Origin of the sequence: Acetobacter sicerae, assembly GCF_011516765.1 — a bacterium.
GTDB classification, from domain to species: domain Bacteria; phylum Pseudomonadota; class Alphaproteobacteria; order Acetobacterales; family Acetobacteraceae; genus Acetobacter; species Acetobacter sicerae.
The window spans coordinates 1-11,598 of the sequence record NZ_JAAABN010000036.1; the positions used below are offsets into that span (position 1 = coordinate 1).

Sequence of the window (11,598 nt, forward strand, 5' to 3'; positions counted from 1 at the left end):
CCCGCCGCCAGAAGCAGAATATCGTCAATATTCCAGATCGGGCTCCTGTGGGATGACTGAATTCTACAAAATGACCCGAAATTGCCTCAAGTGTGAGAAATCCGCGTCGAACCGTTGCGCGGAAGCGTGGAGACCCCGAAGGGGGCTCCAGTGAGGTTAGCGGCGCAGCCGCTTAGCGAACCAGAGTGAGAGAACCCCGAAGGGGACGCCCCGAATTTTGCTTTTTTTTCGTTTCTGACCGGTTTCGTCAGGATTTTTCGGACGGCACCAACATCTCGCGCACGGCCATGGCGCAGGCGGTAGTGCCGGCGGCACCGAGACACCCGATCACAGTAAATCCGCCGGTCAGAGCGAGATACAGGAGAGACACGCCGAACACGAGGGCGATGGTGATAACGGTTTCCTGGACACGGGTTTTACCGAACATGAGAGACCCTATTCAGTGCGAGGCAACAGGATCATGAGGCAGGACAAACATGCGACCGGGAAAATCTTTCGGACGGAAGGGCCGCGAGGCGTCCGGGTCAGGCCTGACGGCATGCGCCTGAGGTGAACCGGGCTGCGCGGAGCGCGGGGCGCGAGCCCTGCGATCCGGGCGGCCCTGTTCACTGAGAGGGGCGTGCCGGCACCGCGCAGAGCGCGGCGCGAAGCGGGCTTGAGGCGGACGCCTCGCGGCGGCACGCTGGGACCGGCGTTTTTCCGGTGCGGCCCGCCGGCTGTCGTCGGGCCGGGGGGGCAGCTATCAGAACGGGCAAGGATCGCGGCCATCACCCCAGGCGGTCCAGCCCGCCCCCGGAACGGGTGAGCGGCGAGGACGGGCACGCCATGCCTCGATTCCATGTTCAGCGATAAAATCGGCCGCGCTGTCATCTTCGGGATGCGGCAACTCCGGGCCGGTATAAGCGGGATTTCGATACCACACATCACGGTCGGACAGGATGTAGGCGCGTTCCGGATTGTCATGCCCCACATTGCGGGCATATTCGCGGTCGGCAAGAGATTCATGGCTCATCGTCATACTCTCCGGGGCTTGTGCATGAGTGAAAAACTGCGGCGGGCTGCGCCTTTCCGGGGTCTGCCGGTGTGAGAGGGTGCCGGACCCGGTCGGGGTCCGGCGTGTGGGATCAGAAGCCGAGGGCGTCCATCTCGGCGGCGGCGGCCTGCTGATTGAGGGCGCGGGCGTTGCCTGCCACGTAGGGCTTCCATGGGGTGCCGATCATGTCCTCGTAGGCGGCGAGGGCACCACGGGCAGAGGCGACCAGCGCGGCGGCTTTCATGCCCTGCTCTGCGGCGAAGCGGCGGGCGTTCGCTGCCTTGTTTTCCAGCCCGTCAACGCCCTGCCGGTCCTCTTCGCGGTATTCGTTGAACTGCGAGGACAGCTCGCGGGCCTGTGCGCGCTTGTTGTCATAGAACTGGGCGGCACCATAAGCGGAAGAGACGGCGGCTCCGACCATGCGCTGAAGGTGCATTTCAAGGCCCTTGTCGTTTTCCTCTCCGTTCCATGTCGTGACGACGAGGACGGGGGAGAGGCTGCGGGCCATGGCGGTGAAAGCCTGCCGGGTTGTCTCTGCGAGACCGTCGGCGTCGAAGTCGTCAAGGCCAAAGTGGGAAACGATCTTGCTGATCTGGTCGGGCACGGGGATGAGGGCTTCGGCGGCTTCGATGGTAATGACCGGGGCGCGGCGGGCGGCTTCCTCGAAACGGCGGGCGGCGGGTGCCTTCTGCGCGGCTTTTGCCTTGCCGGATGCTTTCTTCTCTTGCGCGGAAACGAGAGCGGCGGTCATTGTGTTGGCAGCGTTGGACATGAAACCATACCTTTCTGTCTGGCGTCAGCCCCGTTCGGTGTTCGAGCACCGGGCGGGGCGTCTGTGGCGGGAACCATTTCCCTTTCCACAAATACAGAATAGTACTCCCACCAAATAAACGCAAGAAAAAAGCGCACTAAAAGGCGATAAATCTGCGTTTATTTTCAAATAATATCCTTTTTTCTCCGCCCGCCCATTTCTTTACTTACACAAGCAGGAAGTAATACATAAGTATTCACCTGACCAATCCCAGAGGCGACCGGTCGAGCCGTTGCGCGTAAGCGGGGAGACCCCGAAGGGGGCTCCAGTGAGGTTAGCGGCGCAGCCGCTTAGCGAACCAGAGCGAGAGAACCCCGAAGGGGCCGCCCATGTTCTTCTTTTCTCTTCTGAAACAGCGGCATTTTCCGCGTCGGATCTTTCGGGGGAACATCCCGCGTCGCCCGGAACAGCGACACCCGCAGTCCGGACGGACAATTATTTGAACCCGTTTCGCCGAAGTCGCATGTTTGCGATCTACACAGGAACCCGTCGCACAATGAAGCCGGGCCGCACTGTCAGGCGACCGGGCGGACACGTCGGAGATCGAGCATGAAACATCACCAGATCACGGCAGGACCGGATACCGCAGCGGTGAGTCCGCGTCGCGGCGCGGTGGTTCGCCAGATCCTGAGCGCTCTGGACACCGCCCGCAGCGCGGGTGAGGTCGCCCGGATTGTGGGGAAACCGACCTGCTACGTCACAGGCAATCTGAACCGCCTGCTCAGACAGGGATATGTCAGCCGGATCAGCCGGGGCACCTATATTGCGGTGGCCGGCTCGGGCAATCCGGAGAACAACGGACCGAAGCCGGACAAGCACCAGCTCGATCCGGAGATCGTGTCGTATCTCGCCACGCCGCGAACGGTACAGGAAATCACGGACCGTTTCGCGATCCGGTCGCGGACGCGGGTCGCGCCGCTCAGCACCTCGGGTCGTATCGTCCGGCTGAACGACGGCCGCTACGTCGCCCGCGAGGGGGCAGGAAAATCGGCGTGCAAGGCGGTGCCGCATCCGACCTTTGCGACACAGAAGGAGAAGGTCCTGGCCTGTCTGGAGACAGAACGGACCCTTTGTGAACTCACGGCCTTCGCGGGCGGCAGCGAGAAATCCACGGAGCACTACGTGCGCGACTACATTCATTCCGGCGTGGTGGTGAAAGTGCGGCAGGGCGTGTTCATCCGGGCGGACCGGCTTCCGTTGGAAGAACGGGAACGACTGCGCGGCCTCGGCTGCTGGACCACGGAAAGCGCCCTGCTGTCACTGCTGAGCCACCCGATGACCACAAGGGAGCTTGCGGCACGAACAGGCGGATCGCGCAACCGCATCGGCGTTCTCATCAGGAAACTGCAGGATGAAGGCCGCGTCGTGAGCGTACCGGGGCGGCGCTACGTCTCGGCCGCGTCCCTGATGGCGGACTGATTCACGATGGCTTTGTGATGTCGCGGCGCCTTGGCGCCGGCGACATCATTCATCTGGACGCGGGGATCTCGCCCGTATCGAGGTTTCTGACCAGGCGCAGCGTGACCGTGGCCGGCCTGACGATCAGAACCTGCAGCTGGCCCCGGAACGGCGCGGCATCGCTGGCGATGGGGTGCATATCGGCCTCTATGGTCCGGGCTTCCGGGAGAAGGACGATACAGCCGGCATGTCCGGTTCCGGGGCAGGCATCGGGTCCGGAAACCAGATAGGAGGCCTTGCCGAAGACAACGACATCCTGTGGCCAGATTGTCTTTGTGACGGGCGTATCGACCGCATTCTGAGCGGCCTCGCCAAGGCTCCGCAGGTAGGCGACCACCCGGCTGTCAGTCCTGTCACTGGCCGGATTGATGGCGGTGAGCATCTGCCCGTGCGCCTGTGGCGCCAGGGCGCAGCAGGACGAAAGCAGGAGACCTGCCAGAAGCTTCCGGGCCGGAGACATTCTGCATCCTTTCTGATGTATGGGGCGACGATCAGAAATCATAACCGGCTCCCAGCTCCGACGCGGCGAACATGCTGAGTCCGATCAGCACAGAGCCGCACATGCCCATCGCAATGCCGCGTCGGGGATGTGTCGTGAGGATGTACCCGCCCCATACAGCGCTTATGAGGCCGGAGACAAAGGACAGAAGCATCATCGGCAGCATTGGCGCCTCTCAGACCGCGTCATTTTTCGGCGCAGACAGCCGCGTGCTGATCACGATCATCAGAACGACGAACAGTATTGTTCCGATCACGCTGAGAGCGACGTTTCCGAGGAAGCGATAACTTGTGATGAAGGCGAAGACCTGCACGATGCCGTCCCTGACGGTCTCGGCGTGCTCCGGATCCGGAAGTGCTGCAGCCATAAGCTTATCCTTTTCGTTGTTCGTCAGACCGGGAAGCAGTCCGGCATGAGCAGCATCATGACGAAGCAGGCGCTTTGTTACACGGCTCACAGGCGATACCACGTTTTACGGCAGTCATCGTGGAGCACTCGATCCAGCCGGATTCCCAGTTACACCGGGCACAGCGAAACAGTGCCACCATGGTCATGCCGGCCGCATAGACGCATCCATGGTCGCCAGCGTCGACGGCGTGAGCCAGGACACGCCGGGCGCGCTTTGGTCTGACATAACCGAACAGATCTGGCTGAAATGCCATGGGAGGCCCTGCCTGTGTGCATCATCAGGATGCCAGGCCAACATGCGACTACAAACGGTAAACTGCCCTTTTGAAATTATATCGTGCGGAGTTGCGTCTGCTTTGGTCTCGGTGCCGACCTGGATGAGCGTGTTTTCGTTTTCTGGCGACCGTCCCGCAACTGCTCAAGAAGATATTGTCGCGTCGTCCTCTCAGGGGCCAAGTATCAACGGATCCTGATCGGTGGCATGGTTTGACATAAGATCATTTTGTTGACGCGCCTGAGCGATAACATTCCGGAGCATGCGTTTCTGAGAGAGACGATCCAGCGACCGCAGATCTGGGAAACGGCGCCGCATACTCACCAGATCGACGCCCGGCGCCACTTTCTCTTCATAGAGAACCATATACCAGACAGCGAAGACCTGAGCCTCAATAGGTAATGCCCGAGCAATCGGGCGATAATCTCCCCAGCCGATAAACAGGGTATGGTCATTTACGGTGTCGTTGAATTGGCTGAGGATTTCTGCATCGTCCCGCATATTTTTGCCTTCACGCTTCGAAGCATGTTTGAACGCATTCCAATACAGGTTCCGAAGCTTTCGGAGATTTCGCCGATCATTACTCGACAAATCAGGATGCTCTAAAAGGATGTGACCGGTGAAATTCTCGGTGTCGGAATGGTATCCAATACTTTCGACAATTTCCGCTGCACCACATGCTAGGCAGTGGACAGAAACCGGATCGGTATTATCAAGAAAGAGAGCTGTGGCAACACCAAGTTGGCGACGGGCAATCTGTATCTTGGAAAGATCCATCCATGTATCCTAAGTATAAAACCAACCACATAATACGTTAAGAACATTTCTGTTTTACCAGAGTATTCCCGTATTAGCTTGATGTCTTTTTCACTGATCGAGAAATGGCATCAGATCCTCTTGCCTCGAAGGCGTTAGGCGACCTCTCGCGAGTGGGTTAGCTGGGCGGCGGTCCCTCTACTCTGCACGGCTAAGGACGCCATTCCCGTTCCTATTACCGCCACCAGGCGGGTCGCATGAGTGTCAGCTAAGCCAGACCAGCAGGAGACATTCGTAACAAGAGCAGGTGGGCTTCATGGTGAGATTACGCCGGCGCGGCATTCGAAACCCCGGACATCCCCGCCTCACGCCCCATGAACAGGCGGTCTGGCGGTCCTTCCGGGCGGAGATTCAGGGTGACAAGGGCGAGAACGCCGTCGCGGACGTTCTCAACCGCAGCGGGCTTCCCGTTCTCCACGATGTCATCCTGCCCGCTCAAAATGAGCGGACCACCCAGATCGACCACCTGTTTCTCAGCGCAGCCGGCATCCATGTCGTGGAAACGAAGCGCTATGGCGGCGAGCTGACCGGGCATCCGCAAGACGAAAGATGGCGCCAGCGTTTCGCCGGGGAAGACGCCGACGCGCCAGCTCGCCTGATCTACAGTCCTCTGATCCAGAACGCCGGCCATTGTCGGGCTGTGTATGCGCTGGTCCGTCTCGTGGATCCGACGATTCAGGTTTTTAACCACGTCGTAATGGCAGGATCCGCAATCCTGTCGCCGGCACTGGCAAGCCGCACCCTCTCGCTATCGGCGCTGGAGACCCTGCTGGGCAGTCTCGGGCGCAATGATTCTCAAGGGTCGCTGGCGGAAGCATGGCGGCGCATCGAACTCGCCCGCCATGCCAGGAAGTCCCGCGATGTTCAGCCGGTCATTTCTTCTTCGAGGTAGTCGAGCAGCTCGGTCGTTTCCTTGTCGGTGAGCATCAGTCCCCGGCAGGCCTCATTATCGCGGGGGAAGTCGACAGGTTCGCCGCCGAAATCACGGTTGCCAGCGCTGATCCAGAGAACCCGATCCGGTTCATTGGGATCGTAGTCCAGACGCACTCCAAGGCCATCACCAAGATTGATGAAATCCGAGAACAGGTCATCCTCGCAACGAAGCGGCAGCGTGCCAATCTCAACGCCCACCCACCGTTTCGGGAATTTGGCACGCAGAATATCTGTGAGCTGGCGGGTGTGTGGGCGCAGATCCTTCGGATCCCGCACCGGCGTCGGTGGTTCAAGTGGCGGGAGAAAACCAGCCTCTTCGTCAGACCAGTCCTCGGGCTCAATCGCCGGCGCAGGCTTCTTCGCCATAAATCAGACGTCCTTATAACAAATCAGATACAGTTAAAGACCCAAGTCCCGGCCGGAACCAGAGGGGATGAGAGTCATCAGTTCAGCGCACGGCAATCCGATGAGACCGACCGGCTGTAAATCAGTTTTGACTGACCGCCACCAGCCAGCTCGCATCGAACCCATTTGCTTCCCGGCTGCCCGGGCAACGCCTTGCGCAGAACCACCATTTCACCATCTTCACCGGTAAGCGATACGATCTGGAAGCCATCATCGAGCAGCTGCGCCATGGACTGCGCAAGGGGCGCGAATGTCGTGGGCATCTTGCCCGCCGCACGGCCGCCTGCCGGCGTCACCGGGCTGCCGATTACGGACTGCGCCTCGGCAGGGCGGGCGGAGAAAGACGCTGCGATGAGCAAAACGGCGGCGACGCCGGAAATATAGCGCAAGGGGCCATCTCCCTTTCAGAACAGCGGCAGCGGAAATCGTGACGCGGGTGGATACATCTGTCCCGCCAGAACCGGGGCCTCGGCAAACAGAACGGCGGCAAGCTCATGTACGATACGCGGCAGTGGGGTCAGCCGCGCGTAATCCATACCCTGCACAAATGACGAAATAATGGTGGCGAGCCATGGCGCATCGAGAGGTGCCACCAGATCGAGAGGCAGAGGCAAGGCGTCAAGAGGCGGACTGATCCGTCCCGACTCTCTCCCCTGCTCGAAAAGCGTCTTCACCGACCGCCACAGCTCCGCGCCGACAGCCCCACGCCATGCGACTGCACCGACCACGATCGGTCGCATGGTGCGATACCGTCCGTAATGCAGCCGGAATGCCGCTCCGCCGGGCAGGATCCGGCCATCCGCATCGCGGGGATAATCCACCGTCGCCCACCAGCCGGAGAACCCTTCATAGGGAAGTGGTCCGGAACCCTCCCGGACGATCCAGGAAAGCCCCTCATTTCGATCCGGCGTCATGGGTGGTCTGAGCTGGACCGCTGTACGGAAGCCCTCTTCCATCAGGATATGCTGAACCGTCAGCATCGTGTGGTCTTTACGAAACGACATGGAACGGCATGGGCGACAGGCATGAATGTCTCCTTGTTCGGGACTACCTGCGTGGCCGGGAATCATGCGACTGCCACGTGAAAGATCGGAACCATCCGTCATATGCCCGGCGCTCGTGTCGCGATTTGCAGAGGCAGCAGGAGCAGACATCATGCCACGGCGCATTACGCGGGCGTCTTCGGCAGGGCGTACACAACCTTGTCCCCGTTGAACGAGACGATCCCTCGCCTCTGCATCTCGTCAATGAGCGCGCCTGCTCCCCCTGTGTCGAGCTGCTTTCCAAAAAGACAAAGAATTGTTGCCTGCAGCGACTTCCGGCGCTTCGGTTTTGCTGCTCCCTGACGTTGCAGACACGCCACCAGTTTCTTCACGCGCTCCTCAGAGCCATTTTGCAGCACCCTCCTTTTTCGGGCGCCACAGGTTTCTCCGGCGGAGACGGAGCCCTTTCGCAGACAATCCCCTTCTCGCACAGATGCAGGATCAGCGGATCGAAACCCGTATCTTTCGAGACGATCAGAAAGCGTGCGTCGGGATCCAGCGCAGAGAGATGTCCGACAGAATACGCCACATGGAAGTCCAGAGCGTTCGGACCGTTTCCGCTGATGCGCACGTAAGAAGCGCGGGAACCCAGCCCCTGTATGGCCTGCGCCAGATCGATGCTGATCTTTGTCTGCAATGCACCGACGAAGACGTGAACCCGGACGTCATCACGACCGCACAAGGCCAGAATGTCCGGCTGCACGTTTTCATAATCGATCAGCACATGCAGCGTCGTGCCTGTTTTCGATTCAGAAAACGACTGGCCAATGTGGTTCATGAGACCCTCGTCAATCCGTCGATCACAGACGGGACACGCCGATGATGCGACCGCAAACCTCGCCCTGATGACGGGCAGACTATTTCTGTGGCATTTCGAGGTGTCGGCCGACACCAGCGTCAATGCCGTCCGAAAGAGGATACGACACCAATATGAGCAAGGCGTTCATCGCAGCGGTGCTGCAGGACAGCATGGCAAGCACCGGCGTTGCCGCCGGTAAGGCAGCCGACGATCTGATCGAGGCACTTGTCTCCGAGCTGGAGAAAACCGGCAGCTTTACCCTGCCCGGCTTCGGCACGTTTCGGGTGAAAGACACCCCGGCGCGCACGGCATTGAATCCCCGCACTCTGGAAACGGTCCAGGTTGAAGCCGGACGGACCGTTCGTTTCAAGGCGTCTCCCGTGCTGAAAGCGCGTGTTGCGCCACCAAAACCTGCGGTCAGGACAAAGAAAGCGTCGACCAGAGCGTCAGTCAGAACATCCACGAAATCACCGGCCAAAGGCGCCGCCGCTGCGGATACGGCAGCCGCTCCCGCGAAAAAGACCCGCGCTCGGCGCACGGCCTGAGGGCGGCTTCACACAAGCGCCACCATACGGATAGCGGGTAGCTGAAAGATAGCGGGTAGCGAGCGTGCGGTCGTTGCCGCGAGGCCTGCTGCCTGACGAATCAGCGACCGGCCAAGACGTTTTCCGCGCATTTTCTTATCACTGGTCGCATGATGGTGGCCGACACTGATCTCCTCGCACAAGCAGGAGATCTTCTTCATGACATCTCATAACCGCCTCACCGCGCTGCTGCACAGACGCACACCAGGCGAATGCGCGGTCATCCGACGGGCTCACTCCGGCTATACCGCCGTCCGGTCAACGCTTTCGCAGCGCGGACGCATACGCCGGACAGATATGACCCCGGCATGGGGTTACGGCCTCACGCCGACTCACCCTGCGCCCAGGAGCACGATGTGATGCAGCTCCGCGCTTCCTTTCCGGCAGTCCTCATCCTCGTGGCGACGCCCGTGCCCTGCGCAACAGCCATGGCAGGCCCATCCGTCGGACCAGCGCCTCTGAACCGGCCGACGATCGATACGCCCGAGGGGCCAGTGAGCCAACAGATGCGGGACGGAACGATGGCTTTTGTCGAGGCGTGCCGGGCCTGGACCAGGCCTCTTCCTTTACCGTCTGTGCCCCTGTCAGTGCCTCACCGTGACCCGGCGACCAAAGAGCAGTTCAACCTGTGTCAGATGGCCATGCACCCTGATCAGTTTCGTGCAGCTTTCCGGTTTTACACTATCCTCGGTGCGTGGGGCGTTCTGCTCAGCATGACCGTGGCCGCTTATCTGTTTGTTCGCCTCGGCCGCTTCGTCTGGCGCTTCACAGGGCAGAGAAAACTTTCCTCTTCGTCAGCCCTTTGCGGTCGCAAGACGTTCGTTCATGGTGATCAGCAAGTAAAGACTAAAAACTGAATGACGACCGCCAGCAATACGACCGACACTATATCATTGTGTCTGCAGACAGAGGTATATCCGATGACTGATGCCAAAACAGCGGATCCGATACTGCAGGAAATCGTTGGACCCGTCTTTGACCCTGCGCGAACAGCGACACGCCGCGCGATCTCAATCGTCACGCCGCTTATGATTGGGCAGGCCGTCCTCATCATAGCGGTATTAAACGAAGTCCCGGCTGCTGCGCGGGCGTATGAATCGGTTCCCGGCTGGTACCGCGTCGGATTGTTGCTGATCTGGATGCTGTTCAATCTTGAAGCGGGCTTCGCAATCCTGACGTCGGATGCAGACAGACGATTGCGCGCCGTTGTGTGTGCACTGGTCCTGACCCCGGCGCCGTATATGCTGGCGCAATTTATATAGTTTCACTTCTCAGGCCGTGATTGCGAAAGCAGGGGCAGCTTCGTCGGAAGTAGCGAACGGTGTCCGCAGGATGACTGGAAAGGCTGACGAATCTCCTCCCTTTGGATTTAATCCGCACCCCGCTCTGCCCGCACCCGCCGAGACAATCAAAACCTTGATTTCCTCCCCCAAGACATATACAATATGGGATATACAATCAGGAGCCCCCCATGCCAGTCCCTGAAACCCATCCACGGCCCCGTGAAGTCAAACTCTTCCGGAATAATCGCAGTCAGGCAGTACGCATTCCGGTCGAATTTGAACTGCCGGGAGACCGCGTGCTTATCCGCCGCGACGGTGACAGGCTGGTTCTTGAGCCCGTCAAGACACCATCTACACTGAACGAACTCCTCGCTGCATGGCGCACAGAACCGCCGCTGGCTCCCGAGGACGATTTTCCCGACGTTCACGATGTAGCCGCCAGACCGGAAGACATCCTGTGAACGCCTATCTTCTCGATACCAACATCATCAGCGATCTTGTCCGCAATCCATCAGGACCTGCCGCGCAACGCATCGAACATCTCGATCCCGGAGATCTCTGCACCAGCATCATCGTGGCGGCGGAGCTGCGATACGGATGCGCCAAAAAAGGCTCCGCGAAACTCCTGGCCCGCGTCGAAAGCGTGCTGGCTTTTGTACCAATATTGCCGCTCGATATTCCGGCTGATGGCGAATACGGCGGCATTCGTGCCGAACTCGAAGCGGCAGGGCAGATAATCGGCATGAATGATCTGCTGATCGCGGCCCATGCATACACTCTCAAAGTAACTTTGGTGACGAACAACATTCGCGAGTTTAGCCGCATCAGAGGGCTGAAGGTCGAGAACTGGCTGGAGGATCTGGCATGAATGAAAACCAGACGACTGCCGATCTTGAGGCGGGCTTGCGAGCGTTCGATGACTTGAGTCGCGCTATCGGGAAGGCGGTTTCCCGGATGGACGAAATTGCAGAACGTCAGGAACAGATCATCCGGAAGCAGGCCGAGATATGGACAGCAATGGGGGGAGTGCGGAACGTCTCTTATTAGGCAAGGAGATCTGACAAGCAGCCATTCAGGCCGTCAACCTGCATGGCTGCTTACAGCCGTCCAGATGGTGATGGATGCAAAGTGAATTCAGAGTGCTTGAAAGGCATCTAATATCCGCGATTAGGCAGCCATCCAGAATAGATAGTGCGCTCCAGTAGAAGGCTCTCCGAACAAGGCTCGACATCTTTATTTCTCTTTTCTCTGA

General features: G+C 59.6%; 22 protein-coding genes and 1 pseudogene. 9 read left to right on the top strand and 14 right to left on the bottom strand.

What is annotated here, in order from left to right; translation table 11 throughout:
* Positions 1-247 precede the first annotated feature (247 nt).
* The 3 genes from GVI59_RS17615 to GVI59_RS17625 form a co-directional block, all read right to left on the bottom strand.
* A complete protein-coding gene (locus GVI59_RS17615) occupies positions 248-427 on the bottom strand; it encodes a hypothetical protein (protein WP_173575364.1) in 180 nt (59 codons plus the stop codon).
* A 315-nt stretch (positions 428-742) separates the two neighbouring features.
* The gene (locus GVI59_RS17620) at positions 743-1,012 is read right to left on the bottom strand and encodes a hypothetical protein (protein WP_146222780.1); all 270 of its coding nucleotides are present in this window, start codon (positions 1,010-1,012) and stop codon (positions 743-745) included.
* A gap of 112 nt (positions 1,013-1,124) precedes the next feature.
* Positions 1,125-1,805, bottom strand: a complete 681-nt coding sequence (locus GVI59_RS17625; protein WP_173575365.1) for a hypothetical protein — start codon at positions 1,803-1,805, stop codon at positions 1,125-1,127.
* 588 nt (positions 1,806-2,393) lie between these two features.
* Between GVI59_RS17625 and GVI59_RS17630 the strand changes: the two genes are divergently transcribed.
* Positions 2,394-3,263, top strand: coding sequence for a helix-turn-helix domain-containing protein (locus GVI59_RS17630; RefSeq protein WP_173575366.1), 870 nt, complete (start codon positions 2,394-2,396; stop codon positions 3,261-3,263).
* 49 nt (positions 3,264-3,312) lie between these two features.
* Here GVI59_RS17630 and GVI59_RS17635 read toward each other — a convergent pair whose 3' ends face one another.
* The 5 genes from GVI59_RS17635 to GVI59_RS17655 all read right to left on the bottom strand — a co-directional run bounded on the left by GVI59_RS17635 (position 3,313) and on the right by GVI59_RS17655 (position 5,260).
* Positions 3,313-3,762 (bottom strand): hypothetical protein, encoded by a 450-nt coding sequence (locus tag GVI59_RS17635; protein WP_173575367.1) that lies wholly within the window; start codon positions 3,760-3,762, stop codon positions 3,313-3,315.
* 31 nt (positions 3,763-3,793) lie between these two features.
* Positions 3,794-3,958, bottom strand: a complete 165-nt coding sequence (locus tag GVI59_RS17640; RefSeq protein ID WP_173575368.1) for a hypothetical protein — start codon at positions 3,956-3,958, stop codon at positions 3,794-3,796.
* Positions 3,959-3,976: 18 nt separating this feature from the next.
* Complete coding sequence (locus GVI59_RS17645) at positions 3,977-4,168, bottom strand: hypothetical protein (protein WP_173575369.1); 192 nt, start codon at positions 4,166-4,168, stop codon at positions 3,977-3,979.
* A 55-nt stretch (positions 4,169-4,223) separates the two neighbouring features.
* A complete protein-coding gene (locus GVI59_RS17650) occupies positions 4,224-4,463 on the bottom strand; it encodes a hypothetical protein (protein WP_173575370.1) in 240 nt (79 codons plus the stop codon).
* Between the two features lie 191 nt (positions 4,464-4,654).
* Positions 4,655-5,260 (bottom strand): hypothetical protein, encoded by a 606-nt coding sequence (locus tag GVI59_RS17655; protein ID WP_173575371.1) that lies wholly within the window; start codon positions 5,258-5,260, stop codon positions 4,655-4,657.
* A gap of 295 nt (positions 5,261-5,555) precedes the next feature.
* Between GVI59_RS17655 and GVI59_RS17660 the strand changes: the two genes are divergently transcribed.
* Positions 5,556-6,191, top strand: a complete 636-nt coding sequence (locus GVI59_RS17660) for a nuclease-related domain-containing protein (RefSeq protein ID WP_173575372.1) — start codon at positions 5,556-5,558, stop codon at positions 6,189-6,191.
* Here GVI59_RS17660 and GVI59_RS17665 read toward each other — a convergent pair.
* From GVI59_RS17665 to GVI59_RS17685, 5 genes are all read right to left on the bottom strand, one after another.
* Positions 6,164-6,598 (bottom strand): hypothetical protein, encoded by a 435-nt coding sequence (locus GVI59_RS17665; RefSeq protein WP_173575373.1) that lies wholly within the window; start codon positions 6,596-6,598, stop codon positions 6,164-6,166. The two genes, GVI59_RS17660 and GVI59_RS17665, sit on opposite strands and share 28 nt — an antisense overlap.
* A 77-nt stretch (positions 6,599-6,675) precedes the next feature.
* Positions 6,676-7,026, bottom strand: coding sequence for a hypothetical protein (locus GVI59_RS17670; protein ID WP_173575374.1), 351 nt, complete (start codon positions 7,024-7,026; stop codon positions 6,676-6,678).
* A 15-nt stretch (positions 7,027-7,041) separates the two neighbouring features.
* Complete coding sequence (locus tag GVI59_RS17675) at positions 7,042-7,794, bottom strand: hypothetical protein (protein WP_173575375.1); 753 nt, start codon at positions 7,792-7,794, stop codon at positions 7,042-7,044.
* 11 nt (positions 7,795-7,805) lie between these two features.
* Positions 7,806-8,012: a hypothetical protein gene (locus GVI59_RS17680; RefSeq protein ID WP_166318638.1), complete on the bottom strand. Its 207-nt coding sequence runs from the start codon at positions 8,010-8,012 to the stop codon at positions 7,806-7,808.
* Positions 8,009-8,458, bottom strand: coding sequence for a PIN domain-containing protein (locus GVI59_RS17685; RefSeq protein WP_173575376.1), 450 nt, complete (start codon positions 8,456-8,458; stop codon positions 8,009-8,011). Before GVI59_RS17685 ends, GVI59_RS17680 begins: the two co-directional genes overlap by 4 nt.
* A gap of 152 nt (positions 8,459-8,610) precedes the next feature.
* Here GVI59_RS17685 and GVI59_RS19215 point away from each other — a divergent pair.
* Positions 8,611-8,877, top strand: a pseudogene (locus GVI59_RS19215) (HU family DNA-binding protein); the annotation flags it as partial.
* Between the two features lie 155 nt (positions 8,878-9,032).
* Here GVI59_RS19215 and GVI59_RS17695 read toward each other — a convergent pair.
* Entirely contained in the window at positions 9,033-9,224 is a 192-nt protein-coding gene (locus GVI59_RS17695) for a hypothetical protein (RefSeq protein ID WP_110570456.1), read from the bottom strand.
* Between GVI59_RS17695 and GVI59_RS17700 the strand changes: the two genes are divergently transcribed.
* The 6 genes from GVI59_RS17700 to GVI59_RS17725 all read left to right on the top strand — a co-directional run bounded on the left by GVI59_RS17700 (position 9,223) and on the right by GVI59_RS17725 (position 11,393).
* The gene (locus GVI59_RS17700) at positions 9,223-9,423 is read left to right on the top strand and encodes a hypothetical protein (RefSeq protein ID WP_173575378.1); all 201 of its coding nucleotides are present in this window, start codon (positions 9,223-9,225) and stop codon (positions 9,421-9,423) included. The genes GVI59_RS17695 and GVI59_RS17700 overlap by 2 nt on opposite strands.
* Positions 9,420-9,920 (top strand): hypothetical protein, encoded by a 501-nt coding sequence (locus GVI59_RS17705; protein ID WP_173575379.1) that lies wholly within the window; start codon positions 9,420-9,422, stop codon positions 9,918-9,920. Before GVI59_RS17700 ends, GVI59_RS17705 begins: the two co-directional genes overlap by 4 nt.
* 63 nt (positions 9,921-9,983) lie before the next feature.
* On the top strand, positions 9,984-10,325 hold the full coding sequence (locus tag GVI59_RS17710) for a hypothetical protein (protein WP_173575380.1): 342 nt from the start codon (positions 9,984-9,986) through the stop codon (positions 10,323-10,325).
* A gap of 209 nt (positions 10,326-10,534) precedes the next feature.
* Positions 10,535-10,807 carry an antitoxin gene (locus tag GVI59_RS17715; protein WP_173575381.1) on the top strand — a complete coding sequence of 91 codons (273 nt, stop codon included), beginning with the start codon at positions 10,535-10,537 and terminating at the stop codon, positions 10,805-10,807.
* Positions 10,804-11,214 carry a type II toxin-antitoxin system VapC family toxin gene (locus tag GVI59_RS17720; RefSeq protein WP_061274652.1) on the top strand — a complete coding sequence of 137 codons (411 nt, stop codon included), beginning with the start codon at positions 10,804-10,806 and terminating at the stop codon, positions 11,212-11,214. Before GVI59_RS17715 ends, GVI59_RS17720 begins: the two co-directional genes overlap by 4 nt.
* On the top strand, positions 11,211-11,393 hold the full coding sequence (locus GVI59_RS17725; protein WP_173575382.1) for a hypothetical protein: 183 nt from the start codon (positions 11,211-11,213) through the stop codon (positions 11,391-11,393). The genes GVI59_RS17720 and GVI59_RS17725 overlap by 4 nt, the downstream gene beginning before the upstream one ends.
* The last annotated feature ends 205 nt before the right edge of the window (positions 11,394-11,598 follow it).